Genomic DNA, 17407 nt, shown 5'->3' with positions numbered 1-17407 from the left:
ACCTTTAAAAAAAATGATCTTCGGAAACGACCGGGGACATGCAATACCCACCATTGCAAACCGGAGCTTGACCATGAGTGATCCCAAATCCGACGCGCTGGTTTCCACCCAGTGGCTGGCGGAGCATCTGAACGCCCCTGATGTGCGCGTGATTGATGCCAGCTGGTATATGCCTGGCAGCGGCAAGGACCCGCGCGCCATTTTTGAGGCCAAACATATTCCCGGTGCTGTCTTTTTTGATATCGACGATATCGCCGCCGACGACAGCGCCCCCCTGCCCCATATGATGCCCGATGCCATTAAATTTTCGGCCAAAGTGCGCAAACTTGGCCTTGGCGACGGGGTACGGATTGTTATCTATGCGCAAACCGGTGTGGCCGTGGCCGCGTGCCGGGCGTGGTGGATGTTGCGCCATTTCGGCCATAACGATGTTGTTGTTTTAGATGGTGGCCTGCCCAAATGGGAGGCCGACGGCCACGCCGTAACCGATGCCGCCACACCGCCGCGCGAACGCCATTTCACCGCGCGCGCCAACAGCTTTTTGCTACGCGAATATGACCAGGTGCTGGCCAATGTTGATACCGGGCGCGAACAGCTGGTCGATGCCCGTTCTGCCGGGCGGTTTGCAGGTACGGCCGATGAAATCTGGGGAGCGCCGGGGCGTATTCCCGGGGCCTTTAATGTGCCGTATGAAAAACTGCTTAATGCCGATGGCACCTTTAAGGATGAAAGCGACATCAAGGCCGTTTTCAACGAGGCCGGGGTGAACCTTGATAAACCGATGGTCACCAGTTGCGGGTCGGGTGTGACCGCCTGTGTGCTGGCCATGGGGGCCTATATTGCCGGTAAAAAACATACCGCCGTTTATGACGGATCGTGGGCGGAATGGACATCGCGCCCCGAAAGCCCGCGCGCATCGGGCCAGCCGAAATAGGATAAACCGATGATGTTTTGGCCCTGCCCCAACGCCCCCGAACCACTATGTCCTGCGCGACATAGACGGGGATGGTGCAAGGCGGGGCCAAAATTACACCCGGTTGCAAAAACCGGGGCACATTGCCCGCACGGCAATATTGCGGCCTTGCAAATACCCTGCCCGCCATTCCGATATTGCCCATGACAAAACAGGCACAAATACCGCCACCGGAGATTATAATCGAGCGGCTGTCGCTTGAAAAAACCGCCGATTGCGACGCCGTGATTGATTTGTGGTATGATGGCGATCTGATTGATCGCGATGCACAAGCCACAAAGGCCCATAATGATTTGCAAAATTGTTATGCATCGGGGCGCGGGTCGGTGCTGATTGCGCGCCAGTCGGCCAGCCGCCCGGTGATGGCCACCATTATGGTGGGGCATGATGGCACAACCGGCTGGGTGCATTATCTGGCTGTTGCACCATCGCTGCGCGGCCAGGGCCACGGGGCGACGATGCTGGAAATGGCAGAAAATATCCTGTCGGCTGTCGGGCTTGCGACCTGCAAGGTTCATGCGGCATCGCCGCGCGCGGCAAAGTTTTATCGTCGTCGGGGGTATCGTCAGGCACCTGCGCCCGATTCCGGGCGGTCTGCCGGACCAGCCCACACCGACGACGCCCGGTTTTATGAAAAAAGGTTAACCTCATGACTGCAAAGACGCCCGGGAAACTGGAAGTCACCATCACCTATCTGGAAATGACCAACCAGCCCGACCGCCCGGCGGCGGTTATTCCACCGGGCAAGGTGGCCATTGTGCGCGCCGAACAACCAACGCTTTCGTTTTACCGCTATCTTTATAATACGGTGGGTGAGCCGTGGATGTGGTGGTTTCGCCGCCAGCTAAGCGATATCGAACTTGAGCCGATTCTCTCAAGCCAGGAAAACCACGTTTACGTGCTTTATGTGGGCGGAGTTCCGGCCGGTTTTGCCGAACTCAGCCTGATTTTGCTGGAGGACGAACGCCAGATCGACCTGTCCTATATGGGCTTGATCCCCGAATTTATCGGCAAGGGCTATGGCAAATACCTGTTAAACTGGGCTGTCGACACTGCCTGGAGCTTTTCCCCGCAACGTTTGACGGTAAATACCTGTTCGATGGACCATCCAAGTGCGTTAGGGGCTTATCAACGGGCGGGCTTTACGGTATATGATCAACGAACAGAGTTTATCGACGATCCCCGTGACACCGGCCTGATTCCCGCCACCGTAACCGTGGCGAACAAGCATGGGTCACCAAAATCGCAAAAAGATAGCGAATTTGGCAATTCGGATACTTTGATCGTTGACTTTCCCGACCGCGCAAGGTAACAAGCGCCCCTAAGTTTACCCAAGCCTGAGGATTATGACCCATGGCAGTGCCAAAAAGTAAAGTGACCAAATCCCGTCAGGGCATGCGTCGCTCACACGACAAGCTCGCCGCGGGCTCGTACCGCGAAGACAAAGAAACCGGCGAACTGCATCGCCCGCACCACGTCGATCTGAAGACCGGTATGTACCGTGGTCGTCAGGTCGTCGAGCCGAAGATGTAATTTACGCAAGGAAGGCTTCGGCTTTCCTGTGTAAAAGCATCGCGGTTTGCGACGCTGTTTTCCGCGCGCCCCTTTTAAGGGGTCTGCTGGTTTAAAAAAGGACGAGACCGCAAGGTTTCGTCCTTTTTTATTGGCCAAATTTTGCAATGTCACTAACACCGCCCACCGGGTGGCGAACCGGTGGGTGATGGCAATAGCCGCTATTGCCCGTCGGTGCCGGTCCCACACACAATAATGCCGGTTTTGCCCGGCGCAGCATCGCCAAGGCGGCCCTGCATCACTGCCGCCAGCCCGGCTGCCGCCGAAAGTTCGACCGACAGGCCAAGCTCGCGCCACATCCAGCCTGCGGCTGTACGCATTTCATCGTCCGATACCAGCACAATGCGATCGACATTTTTCCCGATCATATCCACATTTAACGCTGATGACTGGCGCGGGGCCAAACTGGTGGCGGCGGTATTGACCGATGGCAATGTGACCACTTCGTTGTTTTTCAGGCTTTCAAACAAGGTGGGTGCGCCAACCGGCTCCACCCCGATAATGCGGATGCCGGGGCGCAGCATTTTTGCCGCGCTTGCCACACCGGAAATAAGGCCACCACCGCCAACAGCCACCACCAGCGTGTCAAGGTCGGCTTGTTGCTCCAACAGTTCCAGCGCAATCGTGCCCTGCCCGGCAATCACATTGGGGTCGGCAAAGGGGTGAATATAGGCCATGCCGGTTTCACGCGCATGGGCCATGGCCGCGTGATTGGCATCGTCCCAAACAGCACCATGCAAAGCCACATCCACCCCGGATTTACGCAGTTTGCTGATTTTGGGTTTAGGCGTGTTGGTGGGCAAAAAGATTTTAACCGGCACTTTTAAAACACGGGCAGCATTGATAACCCCCATGCCGTGATTACCCCCCGATGCCGTCACCAGCCCGTTTTCACGAACGGTCGCATCGAGATTAAGGGCGGCATTCATCGCCCCGCGCGCCTTGAACGACCCTGAAACCTGCAAATTTTCCAGTTTCAAAAACAGATCCGGTGTTTGGGTGCCATTGCGTAAAGCTGCCCCAAAATCGGGCTGACCAATGGCAAAAACCGGTGTTAAGCGCATATGGGGTGAAATCAGACGGCGGGCTGCCCGAAAATCCTGAAGCTGAAGCACGAAACCTCCCTTGCAAAGCTGTTAGCGGTTTTACATCATTTCGTTCCCCCGATGCGAGCCGCAATCATGGGCATAAACTTACAAACATCCTTCTGGCACGGCAAACTGGCTGCCCTTGGCCATCAACATGCCAAAACCGGGCCTTATCCACATCAAATCCCCGTAAAAATCCTTGATCCCAATGCCTTGAGATGCTTTGTCTTGGCGAACAAATGACACATCGGTCGCCTTATCGGCGGCAAGGAGAAATTGCCTTATGTCTACAGACAAAAATTTTAAATCATCCACACGGCTGGTTCATGCCGGGCGCCGGTCCAGCGAATATCACGGTGTGGTCAACCCGCCGGTTTTACATGCCTCGACCATTTTGTTTGAAAATCTTGACGCCCTGGAAAAGGCATCGCCCTTCCCGCACGGCAACAGCTTTTATGGCCGCCACGGCACCCCGACGCGCTATTTGCTGGAAGAAGCGATTGCCGAGCTGGAAGGTGGCCACGCCACCCTGTGCCTGTCATCGGGGGTGGCGGCAATTACCAATGCCATTCTCGCCTTCGTCAAGCCGGGCGATCATGTGTTAATTACCGACAGCACCTATTTCCCGACCCGCAACCTTGCCAATACGTTTTTGAAAAAATTTGGTGTCGATGTTGAATATTACGACCCGACGCTGGGGGCTGATATTGCCGGTCTTATTCGTGATAACACCACCATTATCTGGTGTGAAAGCCCCGGTTCGCTAACCTTTGAAATGCAGGATATCCCGGCCATTGCCAAGGCCGCCCACGCCAAAAACGCCAAGGTTTTGCTTGATAATACCTGGGCATCGCCGACCCTGTGCCGCCCGTTTGAGATGGGCGTGGATGTATCAGTTCAGGCCGGTACGAAATACATTGTCGGCCATTCCGATGTGATGATGGGCACCATTACCACGGCCACCCAAGAAGATTTTGTTACCTGTAAAAAACAGGTCATTTTGTCGGGCGATTCGATTGGTCCTGATGATTGTTATCTGGCCCAGCGCGGCTTGCGCACCCTTAATGTGCGGATGCGCCAACATCACGAATCGGGTCTGGCCATTGCCAAATGGCTGCAAACCCGGCCCGAAGTCAGCCGCGTGTTGCACCCCGGCCTGCCTGATGACCCGGGACATGCAATCTGGAAGCGTGATTTCATTGGTGCCAGCGGCCTGTTTTCTTTTGTCCTGCACCCGATCACCCGCGCACAGCTGGCCAATATGGTGGACCATATGGACCTGTTTGGCATGGGCTTTAGCTGGGGCGGGTTTGAAAGCCTGCTTTTGCCGTCGGATCCGAAAAAAATCCGCACAGCAACGACCTGGGATGACCCCGGCCAGCTGGTGCGTATTCATGTCGGGCTGGAAGATACCGACGATCTGATCGCTGATCTGGCTGCCGGGTTTGAACGGCTGAAAACGGCATAACGGCATAACGGCACATTAACGACGATTAAAAAAACGGCGCGCGAAACAATCATCCCGCGCCGTTTTATATTGTTCCGCCTCTTTTCCCGGCGCTAACCCGATATACGGGCCAAACGGCGAAAAACCGGGGCAATCGCGCTGCTGATTAAAAACAGCCCGGCGGCCGAAATAACAATGCTCGGCCCTGCCGGGCTATCGACATGCCAGGACAGGGTAATACCGGCCAAAACCGCCGCCACGCCAAACAAGGCAGCACCTATCGCCATTTGCTCGGGCGTGCGCGAGAAAAAACGCGCGCTGGCGGCAGGGACAATTAACAACGCCGTAATTAACAACACACCGACAATTTTAATGGCAATGCCAATGACCAGCGCCATCAACAGCATGAAAATAACCCGCAACCATTCCACCCGCACCCCTTCGACGGCGGCAATTTCGGGCGACACGGTAAGGGCCAGCAAGGGCCGCCACATCCAGACAAGGGCCGCAACTGCTGCACCGCCACCAAGCCCCAGCAACCATAGATCGGTGGTGTTAATCGCAAGAATATCGCCAAACAAATAGGCCATAATATCAACCGCGACACCCTGCACAAAGGCCAGTGCAACCATGCCCAGCGCCAGCGTTGAATGGGCCAGCATGCCCAAAACCGTATCGCTGCCCAGTTTGCTTTGCCGTTGGCCAAGGGCCAGCAACAAGGCCGCCATCAGGCAAGTGATAATCATGCCCAAACGCACATCAATGCCAAACAGCAAGCCAACAGCCACGCCAAGCAACGCAGCATGGGCCAGCGTATCGCCAAAAAACGCCATGCGCCGCCAGACAATGAATGTTCCGAACGGGCCACAGACCAAAGCCAGCAAAACACCCCCGGCCACAGCCCGGATTAAAAAACTATCCACGGCTTACATCCTTTACCCGCATATCCGAATGTTGTTTGGCCTCAATCCCCGCGCCAGAAGCCGAAGGTGCGAAAGGGTCATGGTTATGCCCCGAACCATGATCATGGCCGCAGCCGCCCACAACATGGCCAGATAAATCATGTTTGTGATCATGTTCATGGTGATAAATGCCAATCGCATCGGCGGCCTGATAACCAAACAGCGAGCGATATTCGGGGTGCTGGCGCACGGTTTCGGGCAGGCCGGAACAACAAACATGGCGGTTAAAACACACCACCTTGTCGGTTTTCGCCATTACCAGATGCAAATCATGCGAAATCATTAAAACAGCACATCCCTGCGCGCGGCGGATGGTATCAATCAGGCGGTATAAATCGGCCTGTCCGACCACATCCACCCCCTGGGTGGGCTCATCAAGCACGAGTAAATCCGGCTGGCGCAGAAGGGCACGGGCCAGCATCACCCGCTGGGTTTCGCCGCCCGATAATTCGCTGATCTGGCTGTTTAAAACATGGCTTGCCCCAACATGGTGCAGGGCCTCGATCCGCGCGGGCAGGCTGGCGTGATGGGTCAGGTTTAAAAACCGTTTCACCGTCATGGGCAAGACTTTGTCGATTGCCAGTTTTTGTGGCACATAGCCCACCCGCAGGCCGGGCTTACGCGTTACCACACCGCGATCCACGGTTTGCAACCCCAGCAACGCCTTGACCAGAGTGGATTTCCCCGCCCCGTTTGGCCCGATCAGGGTGATAATTTCGCCCGCCGAAATTGCCAGACTTACATTATCAAGAACGGCCTCGCCGCCAAAAGACAGCGACAGGTCGCGTCCCTCAATGAGCGGCACAGTCATGGCATAGCCCCTTGATTTCAATGGTTGTGGCCTCGATTTTAAAACCAACAGCACCGGCAGCAGCACGGACAGCGCGGCTCATATCTTCATTGACGGCCTCGGCGACACGGCCGCAATTGCGGCAAATAAAATACTGGCCCAGATGTTCACAATCGGGCATGTCGCAGCCAAAATAGGCGTTTAACGATTCAATACGGTGAATAAGCCGCAAGCCCACCAGAAATTCCAGCGCCCGATAAACCGTTGGCGGTTGCGCGCGCACCCCTTCGCCCTGCAAGGCATCAAGCAGTTCATAGGCGGTAATCGCCTTGTGCGACTGCCAGATCAGGGTGAAAACGCGGCGGCGCATATCGGTAAAGCGGGCATTGTTGGCCTCGGCCACGGTTTCGGCCTGATGCAGGGCACTGTCGATACAGCGACCGTGATCATGCCCTTTGTCGGGGAAAAGGTCCGTCATTGTTGCCTGGTCCTGGTGACGTGTGATCATTAAATGTTGCGATTGGGGATCGCTTTTGTTGAAGTGTTATATTATATCATTTCGTCAAGAGCCAACAGACAATTTAACTTATCGCCGATATGCCGGAGCCCGCCAAAATGACAACCCGCTTTGCCGCCATTGCCGACCGTTTGAAATTTAACGAACAGGGATTGATCCCGGCCATTGCCCAGCAGCATGACAGCGGCGAGGTTTTGATGATGGCATGGATGAACCGCGATGCCGTGATTGAAACACTTGGCACCGGGCGCGTTTGTTATTTTTCACGCTCGCGCAACAAGCTGTGGCGCAAGGGCGAAAGCTCGGGTCAGGAACAGCATCTGGTTGATTTTCGCTATGATTGCGATCAGGACACCATTTTGGTGCAGGTTGATCAAAAAGGGGTGGCCTGCCACACCGGGCGGCGGAACTGTTTTTATTTTGCCGCACGCGACGGGGTTGAAACCATTATTTCCGAGCCGGAAATTTCGGTTGAGGACCTTTATGGCGACAAGAAATAAGCGGCATTTTCTGTAATTCAGTCACGACCCGAAAGGTATGATCATGGCGATCGGCGATGAACAAAACGAACGCATTGCAACAACGGTGATTACCGGTTTTTTGGGCAGCGGTAAAACAACCTTGCTGAATGCGCTTTTGTCACATCCGGGCATGAGCAACACCGCCGTTCTGATCAACGAATTTGGCGACATCGGCCTGGATCATTTGCTGGTGCGCCAAATTTCCGAAGATGTGGTGTTGCTTAATTCCGGCTGTATTTGCTGTTCGGTGCGTGGCGATTTGATCAGCGGCTTGCGCGATCTGTTTTTAAAACGCGTTCGGGGCGAAGTTGCTGCCTTTGACCGCGTGATTATTGAAACCACCGGGCTGGCCGACCCCGCCCCGATCCTGCACACCTTAATGACCGATCCGTTGCTAACCAACAAATTCCGCCTTGATAGCGTGGTGAGCACGGTTGACGGGGTTTATGGCAACAGCCAGCTTGATACCCACGCCGAAAGTGTGAAACAGGCCGCCGTCGCCGACCGCATCCTGATTACCAAAGCGGACCTTGCCAGCGAAGATGTTTTACAGGCCCTGGAAACGCGCCTGCACAGCCTGAACCCGGCAGCGCCGCTTTACCGCGTGCATATGGGCGATATTGACCCCGACAAACTGTTTAATGCCGGGCTTTATAACCCCGAAACCAAATCGCTGGATGTGCAAAAATGGCTGCGCGACGAAGCCTATGGCGATAACGATAACAGTGCCAGTCATGATGACAACCATGAACATGAACATGAACATGAACATGAGCATGACCACACACATGATGAACACAGCCATGGCCACGATGTGAACCGCCATGACGACCATATTTCGTCGTTTTGCCTGACATTCGATGAACCGCTGCACTGGGATGCCTTTGTGACCTGGGCCGAGATATTTACCCAGATGCGCGGCGAAAATCTTTTGCGCATAAAAGGTGTGCTAAACATTGCGGGCGAGGATAAACCCGTCGCCATTCATGCCGTGCAACATATATTTCATGCACCGGCCACCCTGCCCGCCTGGCCCAGTGATGACCACCGCTCGAAGCTGGTTTTCATCACCCGCGATCTCGGGCCCGATGTTATTCGCCAGTCTTTGTTGCAATTAAATGCGGCGGCAACCGAAACCCGAATAAAACCTGTGGTTTGACGCATATCAAGGTATAGCCCTTATCGACCTGTCAGGGTGTCGAAGGCTTGATACAGCCTCACTCTAAGTCCTGAAACTTTATAACCGGTCGTCTCGTAGCGGCCGGTTTTTTTCGTTTTGCAGACGGTTTTGCTCGCATTTACCGCATGTATCAGGCCCGCCATCAGCGCACCATCCCCCCGTACAGGTTGCAGATCATTTGATCTGAACTAATTCTCAGATTAAAATCATGCCATGTCCTTTGATGCACACGCACAACAAGGCCGTAAAAAACGCCCATTTGTGCATCAGCATGGCAAAACGACAATCATAAACAGGGGATATGCACCATGATCACACGTGATATTCACGGGGTTTCGATACCCGCGCTTGGCTTTGGCACCTTTCAGCTTGACCCCAAGGCGGCGGAAACCATGGTGGCAAAGGCCGCCGAAATTGGTTATCGCCATTTTGATACCGCCCAGATGTATCATAACGAAGACGGTGTGGGTCGCGGCCTGAAGGCCAGCGGCCTTGCCCGCGATGATTATTTTCTGACAACCAAGGTCTGGCCGGACCAGTTTCAAAGCGGTGATTTGCAAACATCGGTTGTTGAATCGCTGCGCAAGCTTGACCTCAACCATGTTGATTTGCTGCTGCTGCATTGGCCCAACGACGATATCCCGCTTGAGGAAACCATTGCCGCGCTCAATGAAGCCCGAAATCTGGGTATGAGCAAGCATATCGGCATTTCCAATTTCCCCACCGCCCTGATCGAAAAGGCGGTTTCCTACAGCAACCTGCCGCTTTTGTGCAACCAGGTCGAATATCACCCTTATCTGTCCCAAAAGGCCGTGATGGATTGCCTGAAAAAGCACGACATGCTGCTTACAGCCTATTGCCCGCTGGCGCGTGCCGAAGTGCTTAAGGACGACACCCTGATTGCAATTGGCAAGGAACATGGCAAATCGGCGACGCAGGTTACCTTGCGCTGGCTGATGCAACAGGACGGCGTTATGGCCATTCCCAAATCGGGCTCGCCCAAAAATGCCAAAGCCAATTTCGACATTTTTGATTTCGAGCTGAGCGAGGCCCAAATGGCGCAAATCAGCAGCCGTGCCCGCCCCGATGGCCGCATGATCAACCCGGACTTTGCCCCCAAATGGGATGCGGCATAAATAACCGCCCCCATATTGCAGCACAAAACAACCCGGACCGGCCCCCAAAAGGCCGGTCTTTTTGCGCCTGCCCCCCAAATAACGCCATAAAACAGCGAATATGCGGGCCTTATCGACCACCGCTTGTTTCGCACCTGCGAAATACGTACCATTCAGCGATCGCAAAACTTATGATTGATGGTGGCAATGGCCGATATTCATCAGACGCAGCCAACCGTGACCGGTACAAACACCGCCCCAAAAACGGATGCCGGTAGCGCACCAACAGAAAAACCGGCCCCCTTGATCGGGCATCGCCTGTATGAAGATGCGATTGCGCTGGTGCTGGGCACGCTGATTGTTTCACTGGGCATCACATTATATACGCAGGCGGTTTTAATTACCGGCAGCACAGCGGGTGCGGCCCTTTTGATCCATCATGCCAGCGGGCTGGATTTCGGACTTGTGTTTTTTGGCCTTAACCTGCCGTTTTACTGGTTGTCCTATAAACGCATGGGCTGGGAATTTACCCTTAAAACCTTTGCTGCCGTGGGGTTGGTTTCGGCCTTTTCGCGATTAACACCGATGTGGATCAGCTTTGATACCCTGCAACCGCTTTATGCCGCCCTGATTGGCGGCGGGTTAATGGGGGTTGGTTTGCTCATGCTGTTTCGCCATCGCGCCGGGTTGGGCGGGGTTAATATTCTTGCCCTGTATTTGCAGGAACATCACGGCATTCGGGCCGGTTATTTCCAACTGGGCATTGATGCCAGCATTATGGTGTGCGCCCTGTTCTTGTTGCCGTTCGACAAGGTGTTATTGTCGCTGGCCGGGGCCACGGTTTTAAACCTGATCATTGCCCTTAACCACCGGCCCGGACGTTATTTTAGCGCACGGTAAACCGACCAGCAGAACGAAAAAGGCGACGTTCTTCGTACGAACGCCGCTTTTCTCATATATTTTATTTGTCGCTCTGAGACGCCCTTGGCCTCACCTCGGCACTCAGGATTTTTTCTTTTCCTCGTCAACCGGCCGACCCATCACCGCTGCAACCACTCCTTTGGCGGTTTCATCAATAGTGGCATTCGTCTGGCTATAAAATGCACCAAGGCCACCCGGGTTTGCCTCACGCCGAACATCGAACACTGCGAGTTCAACTCCTGCGTCATCTGTGACCTGAACACTTACATCCATATGGTTTGCGCCCATAAGTGCGCCGAGGAAAAATCTGCCAGCCCCGCTTTGAACCTTGAAATCATTCACAGTAATGTTCACATGCACCGGTTTGGCGCCTTTTACTTCTGCGGCAAATCCCTGCTCAACAGCCGTTTTCAGCCTTTCCAAAACGGCCTTTTCTATATCGGTCGACGGTGCTGTTACAAGCACATCGTCGACAGCCAGATTATGTTGAATGTCTTCTGGCATGGCCGTGCGTGTTTCAATTGCTGTCGAACAGGCCCCCAGCACCAGACACGCAAAAATCCCGAAAATTCGCGCTTTCATTTCGTTTATCTCCCCAAACTTAACTTAGCTTGAGAATATGGCAAGTTATTGAAAAATTTGAAACTTATCCACAAGACCAGAGTGTGCGCTCAAAGGAATAGTTTCTTTTATTGCGCCAAACCTGCACGGCTGCCCGCACGTTTTACATTGGCGAAATAAACGGTTTGGGCCGGGACTTTGTCGGTTTCATTGGCGTTCTGGTATCGTGAAACGAACGACCGATAGAGGCCGTATTTAAAATAAACTTTCCCGGCACTCATGGTTGGGCCGCGATAATCAAATTTAAGCTGGTTATCAGCCCAGACCTGCAACACACCCTCGTCACCGGTTGTCCAGTGGGCATAAACCGTAATGTCGTGCCAGCGCGCGCGCAAAGCAGCTTCGTTAATCAACAAATGTTCGCCGGGTTTCCGACCTGATATGTGATTGTCGATATGATAACCCGATGGATCAATTTCAAACATCCACGCCGGGTGGCTGCCTTCCTGATGAAACTGGCCCAGCACCACCTTTGTCGGCGCAACATTGGCGAAATCATCGGGAATATACAGCGACCAGCCATACCAGTATGAACTGCCTTGCGGGTTACGGTCCCCGCGTTCGCTTAATTCGGACCGTTCACGGTCCCGCCCGCAATCAAGAGCATTCTCACCCCCGCAATCGCCAGGACGCACTTCAAACCGTTCCACCAGTCCTAACGGTGTAACCAGCGATGTTGAGGAGTTGCCCTTGCCCATATGGGATAAAACCGGGTCGGCCACCAACTGATAGCCATATGGCCTGTCGTTTAGCGAGCGGACAAACGGGCCGAAATTGCCGCGCGCCACGGCGTCGGGTGACGCCGCAACCATCGGCACGGCGTCTGGCGCGCTGCCCCCGCCGCGATTATTGGCAACGGCCGAGCCGATAATACCCGCCGCAATCAACAAGGTTCCGATACATAGTCCCCGCCATCCCGTTCTTCGCAACATCGACGCACATCCCTGCGGCCATTTACTGGCGCGCAGTGTGCTAAGCGATCATGTCGGGATCACGGCAAGGAAGATGAGGAGGATGAAAATAAAAATCTGTGCAAAAAAGCACGCAGATAATCCTGCCGTGCCATTTTATGTTTAAAAATAACACCCAACACGATGATTTTAAAAAGAAAAATGGTGATCCCTGCTGGACTTGAACCAGCAACCTACAGATTAGAAGTCTGTTGCTCTATCCAGTTGAGCTAAGGGACCACGGGGCTGGTGAGACCAGATTGTTGCACATTACATGCGGGTGCAAATGCAACATTAAGACCGGTTTCACAGCAAAACGGGGCGATGATCGCCCCGTATTCTGGTTTGGCAATCAAACCAGGCCGATTAATCAGACAACGCGCTTGAAAGCGAAGTTGTCGGCATAGGTTTTAATCTGAATTTTGCGGCTTTTCGGCAATTCGATTTCGGCAATCAAATTATGTTTTGCCGCAAATGCCTGCGCTTCTTCCAGGGTTTCAAATTCCATCCGGACCTGACCGCGGGTATCGGTAGAACCGATCCAGCCCATCAGGTGATCTGGAAGTTTTTGAGCGCGGGGTTCAAATTCCATGACCCAATGCTTGGTCCCGGCGCGGCCGGACTGCATGGCATTTTTTGCGGGTTTGAAAACACGAACCTTCATCGGCACCCTCGTTTTAACTTGTAAACCGGCTGAAATACGACGTTACAAAATTCAGTTTACACCCGATCGGGCAACTTGAAAATGCAATCACCCGCTTCGAGATGAAATGGTCGGGAAGGCGGGATTCGAACCCGCGGCCCCCTGCTCCCAAAGCAGGTACGCTACCAGACTGCGCCACTTCCCGACACGGGGAGGGATTTAGCACCTTAATCTGTTCGCGGCAAGACCGGTTTGATGCTTTTTATCACCTTTTTTACAACAAGATGTCGTTTTGGTGCGTCAAACAAAACCGGCAACACCGCGACAGATTACAGATACCTGACAGATACCGGTAAAAAGCCGCCCGCCCCCAAACCATATGCGCGACCTAGCGCGGCAACCCGTCAACCGTATCACCAACCTTGAAATCAAGCTTGTCGGCCAGCCCGGCATTAAGTTCGAGCACAAAACGCACCGGGCGCGGTGCCGAAATGATGGCTTCGGATTTTGGAACCGTGCGCGGGGCAATACCAACAATTTTGCCATCCTGCCCGATAAACAGCATATCAAGCGAGATAAACGTATTTTTCATCCACATCGACACATCGCGTGGCTGGCCGAAATCGAACAACATGCCGTTGTCGTCTTCCATGTGGGTCCGAAACATCAAGCCCCGTGCCCGTTCATCCGGGCTTAAAGCGAGTTCCACATTAAAGACCTGTCCGTCGACCAAAAGACGCGATCGCTCAAAACCCGTGGCTTTTGCATTCAGGCCAGCCATAACCGCCGCACTGACGAAAAAGAACACAAACACCGTCTGAACGAAAGACTTCATACCCCATACCCTTTTAGAAACTGCACATGACCCCGGACTTCCGCCCGGATTTCCCCACCCCGCCAATCATCGGCAAGGGTCGTAAGCAAGCTGGTCGCTGGCTGTCTGCCAAGACGATGCGACCATTTTATGTCACGCAGTATCTCTTCTGCTGAATCCGGTAATTTTTCCGGAATTTCATTATTATTCACAGTTGCCCATATCCCGGCCCAACATCGGGCCACCCCGTAGGGGTTATATCCACCGCCGCCTAACACCATCAAACGCGGTGCAATTTTCGCAAACTCCCCCACCACTTCCCAAACCGACCGGTTTCCCAGCATTTGTCGCGATTGCGGGTCTTCTGCCAGCGTATCGCATCCACATTGCAACACCACGGCCTGCGGTGCAAAATCCGCCGCCAGTGGCAAAAGATAGTCAAACAGCACAAACCGCATTTCGTCGTCATTCATGCCCGCAGGTATCGGCACGTTTCGCGCCATGCCCCCGGCCATGTCATCGACCGAACCGGTTCGCGGCCACAAATCATCCTGATGCACCGAAACGGTTAAAACCCGGTCGTCATTGGCAAAGGCAAGCTGCACGCCGTCGCCGTGATGGGCATCAATATCGACATACAAAACCCGGTCCAACCCGCCATCAAGCAAAGCCAGAATGCCCAGCACCGGGTCGTTAAAATAACAAAACCCCGATGCCTCGGCGGCGCGCCCGTGATGGGTGCCGCCCGCCGGATGATGGACGATCCCGCCATCACGCAAAAAATCCGCTGCCATAATCGATGACCCGGCCGACGTCGCAGGACGCCGGAATATTTCCGGATAAATCGGGTTGCCGTTTTTCCCCAGTTTATAGCGTTCCATCATGTCATCGGGCAGGCTTTGATCGCGTTCAGCCTGCATCACGGCGGCAATGTAATCTGGCGTATGAAAACGCGCCAATTGCGCCGGTGTGGCCAGCGGCCCGACAACATAATTATCACCATTCACCCAGCCCAGCGCATGAACCATATCAACCACCAGCGATACACGCGGAATGCCCAATGGATGTTTGGGACCATAGGACGAGCCGCGATAAATTTCGGCGGCAATCATGCGCGGCGGGTGGACCATAAAATGTCAGAACACCAAGGCATGGAGCAATGCAATGAAACAAGCGAAACCAAGGGAAAACAGCACGGCTTCAGCTATTAGGGTTTGCAGAAGCCCGGACAAATTTCAAGGGTTAAACGGGAATGTTCCCAAAAATATTCTGTCAAATTATGACATAGGGGCATTATCGGCCCATATTTGCGAAAATTAGCGGTAAAAACGGAATTTTCGGGCATCCTCCCGCCCGTCGGAAAATTGCCCTGCCATACTGCGCCGCAGCAAATATCGGGCCTTGACGCCCGGAAATGATCTGCCATAGTCCCCGAAGTCCAGGGGGGCCCATCGCAAATGGGCTGAGAGGTTCGGTGTTGCCGAACGACCCTTCGAACCTGACCCGGCTAACACCGGCGTAGGAAGGAAGTTATGGCACGTACCGATTTTTCGCCCCCCGATCAGGATGGGGCCCTTCATTCTCTCCGCAGTTTTGATATCTGGCTGCGTCACGGGCACGTCGCCTTTGACGATGTCGATATTTTTCATAACCTGGACCTGCACCTTCCCGCGCGCAGCATAAGCTGTTTGTTGGGGCCATCGGGTGTGGGGAAAAGCACGCTTTTGCGCTATCTGGCCGGGCTGGTGGATGGCGATGTGTCGGGCGATATTATTTGCAGCGACAATACGCCCCTGAGCGGTCGGGTTGCCTATATGGCGCAGCAGGATTTATTGCTGCCGTGGCGAAGTGTTCATGAAAATGTGGTGGTTGGCGCAATATTACGCGGTGAAAAACCCGATCATGACCGGGCGCGCAGCCTGCTTGAAAAAGTTGGTCTTGCCGATGCCGCCCATTTGCGCCCCGCAGCCCTTTCGGGCGGGATGCGCCAGCGCGCCGCCCTGGCCCGCACCCTGATGGAAGACCGGCCTGTTGTGCTGATGGACGAACCCTTTTCAGCACTGGACCCGATAAACCGCCTGAAATTACAAGACCTGTCGGCACGGATGCTGGCGGGAAAAACCGTGTTGCTGGTCACACATGATCCGCTCGAAGCGCTGCGCATTGGTGATCATATTCATGTTTTGCGCGGTGCCCCGGCACGGCTGGTTGAAACAGTCGTGCCCAGCGGCACCATCCCGCGCGATGTTGGCAGCGTTGAAGTCATGCAGCATCACGGCGCGTTGCTGCGTCAGCTTGGGGCTGATGATGCTGATGACGCGCCTGAAATACATCCGCCCGCCCCGGCATCCGCAAATGCGGAGGGGCATCATGGATAAACAAACCGCAAATGGCCCCACAACGGATAGGGCACCGGCAAACCCGCGCCAGGCGCAAACATCGCGATCTGCCGCTGCTAATACGCTGTCGCGCACGGGCCGAAAAAAACACACTCGCAAACCAGTCTTACCGGCCTGGCGGGTCCTGCGCGCGGTGCGGCCACTGATCATTATTCTGGCCTTGCTGATAACCTGGCAGGCCATTGTAAGCATTACCGATGCCCCACCTTATATGCTGCCATCGCCCTATGAAGTTGCCCTGGCATTGATCCGCCAGCACGCTGTATTGGCGATGCATGCCCGATACACCATTGCCGAAACCGTGATCGGCCTGTTTGCCGGGGCGATTTTGGGTGTGCTAACCGCATTGCCGATGGCGATGTTTTCGCCGGTGCGTTTCTGGCTGATGCCGGTTTTGCTGGTTTCGCAAGCGATTCCGTTTTTTGCCATCGCACCGCTTTTGGTGTTGTGGTTGGGGTTTGGTTTGGCATCAAAAATCGCGATGGCGGCCCTGATCATTTATTTCCCGGTGACGGTCGCCTTTTTTGACGGGCTTTCACGCACCGAAACCGGCTGGCTGGATTTGGGCCGAACCATGGGGGCCAGCCGCTGGCGGATGCTGAAATATGTGCGTTTGCCTGCTGCCCTGCCCTCGTTTGCATCGGGGTTTCGGGTGGCAACGGCCGTGGCACCGATTGGCGCGATTATTGGCGAATGGGTCGGCTCCAGCCACGGGCTGGGGTATTTGATGCTGCATGCCAATGCCCGGGTTCAAATCGATATGGTTTTCGCCTGTCTTTTGATCCTGTGTGCCTTCTCGATTACCCAATATTTTATCGTCGACCGGCTGTTGCGCAGGTTGTTGCCGTGGCAACCCGACAGCCTTGCCCGTCACGATTAAACTTTCGCTTTTGC

The 17407-nt window shown here is 54.5% G+C and carries 20 protein-coding genes, 2 tRNA genes and 1 riboswitch; of the genes, 11 read left to right on the top strand and 11 right to left on the bottom strand.

Features of this window, described 5'->3' with window-relative positions:
• The first annotated feature begins 73 nt into the window (after nucleotides 1-73).
• The 4 genes from TMES_RS09090 to rpmF all read left to right on the top strand — a co-directional run bounded on the left by TMES_RS09090 (nucleotide 74) and on the right by rpmF (nucleotide 2506).
• Nucleotides 74-934, top strand: a complete 861-nt coding sequence (locus TMES_RS09090; protein ID WP_085581680.1) for a sulfurtransferase — start codon at nucleotides 74-76, stop codon at nucleotides 932-934.
• 182 nt (nucleotides 935-1116) lie between these two features.
• On the top strand, nucleotides 1117-1626 hold the full coding sequence (locus TMES_RS09085) for a GNAT family N-acetyltransferase (protein WP_158091214.1): 510 nt from the start codon (nucleotides 1117-1119) through the stop codon (nucleotides 1624-1626).
• Nucleotides 1623-2285 carry a GNAT family N-acetyltransferase gene (locus tag TMES_RS09080; RefSeq protein ID WP_085581676.1) on the top strand — a complete coding sequence of 221 codons (663 nt, stop codon included), beginning with the start codon at nucleotides 1623-1625 and terminating at the stop codon, nucleotides 2283-2285. The genes TMES_RS09085 and TMES_RS09080 overlap by 4 nt, the downstream gene beginning before the upstream one ends.
• Nucleotides 2286-2326: 41 nt before the next feature.
• Complete coding sequence (gene rpmF / locus TMES_RS09075; protein ID WP_085581674.1) at nucleotides 2327-2506, top strand: 50S ribosomal protein L32; 180 nt, start codon at nucleotides 2327-2329, stop codon at nucleotides 2504-2506.
• A 200-nt stretch (nucleotides 2507-2706) separates the two neighbouring features.
• Here rpmF and TMES_RS09070 read toward each other — a convergent pair whose 3' ends face one another.
• Complete coding sequence (locus TMES_RS09070) at nucleotides 2707-3660, bottom strand: threonine ammonia-lyase (protein WP_085581673.1); 954 nt, start codon at nucleotides 3658-3660, stop codon at nucleotides 2707-2709.
• 256 nt (nucleotides 3661-3916) lie between these two features.
• Between TMES_RS09070 and metC the strand changes: the two genes are divergently transcribed.
• On the top strand, nucleotides 3917-5101 hold the full coding sequence (gene metC / locus TMES_RS09065) for a cystathionine beta-lyase (RefSeq protein ID WP_085581671.1): 1185 nt from the start codon (nucleotides 3917-3919) through the stop codon (nucleotides 5099-5101).
• Nucleotides 5102-5193: 92 nt separating this feature from the next.
• On the opposite strand, the gene TMES_RS09060 is transcribed toward metC, so the two are convergent.
• Genes TMES_RS09060 through TMES_RS09050 form a run of 3 tightly spaced genes read right to left on the bottom strand, consistent with a single transcriptional unit; the run spans nucleotide 5194 to nucleotide 7310 of the window.
• Nucleotides 5194-6003, bottom strand: coding sequence for an iron chelate uptake ABC transporter family permease subunit (locus TMES_RS09060; RefSeq protein WP_085581669.1), 810 nt, complete (start codon nucleotides 6001-6003; stop codon nucleotides 5194-5196).
• Nucleotides 5996-6853, bottom strand: a complete 858-nt coding sequence (gene znuC / locus TMES_RS09055) for a zinc ABC transporter ATP-binding protein ZnuC (RefSeq protein ID WP_085581667.1) — start codon at nucleotides 6851-6853, stop codon at nucleotides 5996-5998. Before znuC ends, TMES_RS09060 begins: the two co-directional genes overlap by 8 nt.
• Entirely contained in the window at nucleotides 6834-7310 is a 477-nt protein-coding gene (locus TMES_RS09050; protein WP_085581665.1) for a Fur family transcriptional regulator, read from the bottom strand. The genes znuC and TMES_RS09050 overlap by 20 nt, the downstream gene beginning before the upstream one ends.
• A gap of 137 nt (nucleotides 7311-7447) precedes the next feature.
• Here TMES_RS09050 and hisI point away from each other — a divergent pair, with 137 nt between their 5' ends.
• The 4 genes from hisI to TMES_RS09030 all read left to right on the top strand — a co-directional run bounded on the left by hisI (nucleotide 7448) and on the right by TMES_RS09030 (nucleotide 11065).
• The gene (gene hisI / locus TMES_RS09045; protein WP_211275894.1) at nucleotides 7448-7849 is read left to right on the top strand and encodes a phosphoribosyl-AMP cyclohydrolase; all 402 of its coding nucleotides are present in this window, start codon (nucleotides 7448-7450) and stop codon (nucleotides 7847-7849) included.
• A gap of 43 nt (nucleotides 7850-7892) precedes the next feature.
• Complete coding sequence (locus tag TMES_RS09040; protein WP_085582072.1) at nucleotides 7893-9029, top strand: CobW family GTP-binding protein; 1137 nt, start codon at nucleotides 7893-7895, stop codon at nucleotides 9027-9029.
• A gap of 329 nt (nucleotides 9030-9358) precedes the next feature.
• On the top strand, nucleotides 9359-10186 hold the full coding sequence (locus tag TMES_RS09035) for an aldo/keto reductase (RefSeq protein WP_085581661.1): 828 nt from the start codon (nucleotides 9359-9361) through the stop codon (nucleotides 10184-10186).
• Nucleotides 10187-10372: 186 nt separating this feature from the next.
• On the top strand, nucleotides 10373-11065 hold the full coding sequence (locus TMES_RS09030) for a YitT family protein (RefSeq protein WP_085582070.1): 693 nt from the start codon (nucleotides 10373-10375) through the stop codon (nucleotides 11063-11065).
• A gap of 102 nt (nucleotides 11066-11167) precedes the next feature.
• On the opposite strand, the gene TMES_RS09025 is transcribed toward TMES_RS09030, so the two are convergent.
• From TMES_RS09025 to TMES_RS08995, 7 genes are all read right to left on the bottom strand, one after another.
• Nucleotides 11168-11668 carry a DUF4410 domain-containing protein gene (locus tag TMES_RS09025; protein WP_085581659.1) on the bottom strand — a complete coding sequence of 167 codons (501 nt, stop codon included), beginning with the start codon at nucleotides 11666-11668 and terminating at the stop codon, nucleotides 11168-11170.
• A 107-nt stretch (nucleotides 11669-11775) separates the two neighbouring features.
• Entirely contained in the window at nucleotides 11776-12594 is an 819-nt protein-coding gene (locus tag TMES_RS09020) for a polysaccharide lyase family 20 protein (RefSeq protein ID WP_211275893.1), read from the bottom strand.
• A 226-nt stretch (nucleotides 12595-12820) separates the two neighbouring features.
• Nucleotides 12821-12897, bottom strand: a tRNA-Arg gene (locus tag TMES_RS09015).
• Nucleotides 12898-13027: 130 nt separating this feature from the next.
• Nucleotides 13028-13321, bottom strand: coding sequence for an ETC complex I subunit (locus tag TMES_RS09010; protein ID WP_085581655.1), 294 nt, complete (start codon nucleotides 13319-13321; stop codon nucleotides 13028-13030).
• 107 nt (nucleotides 13322-13428) lie between these two features.
• Nucleotides 13429-13505, bottom strand: a tRNA-Pro gene (locus TMES_RS09005).
• Between the two features lie 183 nt (nucleotides 13506-13688).
• Complete coding sequence (locus tag TMES_RS09000) at nucleotides 13689-14135, bottom strand: DUF192 domain-containing protein (RefSeq protein WP_085581653.1); 447 nt, start codon at nucleotides 14133-14135, stop codon at nucleotides 13689-13691.
• The gene (locus tag TMES_RS08995) at nucleotides 14132-15244 is read right to left on the bottom strand and encodes an acetoin utilization protein AcuC (protein ID WP_085581651.1); all 1113 of its coding nucleotides are present in this window, start codon (nucleotides 15242-15244) and stop codon (nucleotides 14132-14134) included. Before TMES_RS08995 ends, TMES_RS09000 begins: the two co-directional genes overlap by 4 nt.
• 300 nt (nucleotides 15245-15544) lie before the next feature.
• Nucleotides 15545-15656, top strand: a riboswitch (TPP riboswitch).
• Between TMES_RS08995 and TMES_RS08990 the strand changes: the two genes are divergently transcribed.
• A complete protein-coding gene (locus TMES_RS08990) occupies nucleotides 15647-16492 on the top strand; it encodes an ABC transporter ATP-binding protein (protein ID WP_085581649.1) in 846 nt (281 codons plus the stop codon). Its footprint overlaps the riboswitch before it by 10 nt.
• Complete coding sequence (locus TMES_RS08985; RefSeq protein WP_085581647.1) at nucleotides 16485-17393, top strand: ABC transporter permease; 909 nt, start codon at nucleotides 16485-16487, stop codon at nucleotides 17391-17393. The genes TMES_RS08990 and TMES_RS08985 overlap by 8 nt, the downstream gene beginning before the upstream one ends.
• Nucleotides 17394-17407: the final 14 nt, after the last annotated feature.

Origin of the sequence: Thalassospira mesophila (genome assembly GCF_002115755.1) — a bacterium.
Taxonomy (GTDB): Bacteria; Pseudomonadota; Alphaproteobacteria; order Rhodospirillales; family Thalassospiraceae; genus Thalassospira; species Thalassospira mesophila.
Note: the sequence above shows the minus strand (reverse complement) of the source record. Positions and strands in the feature narration are given on the sequence as shown.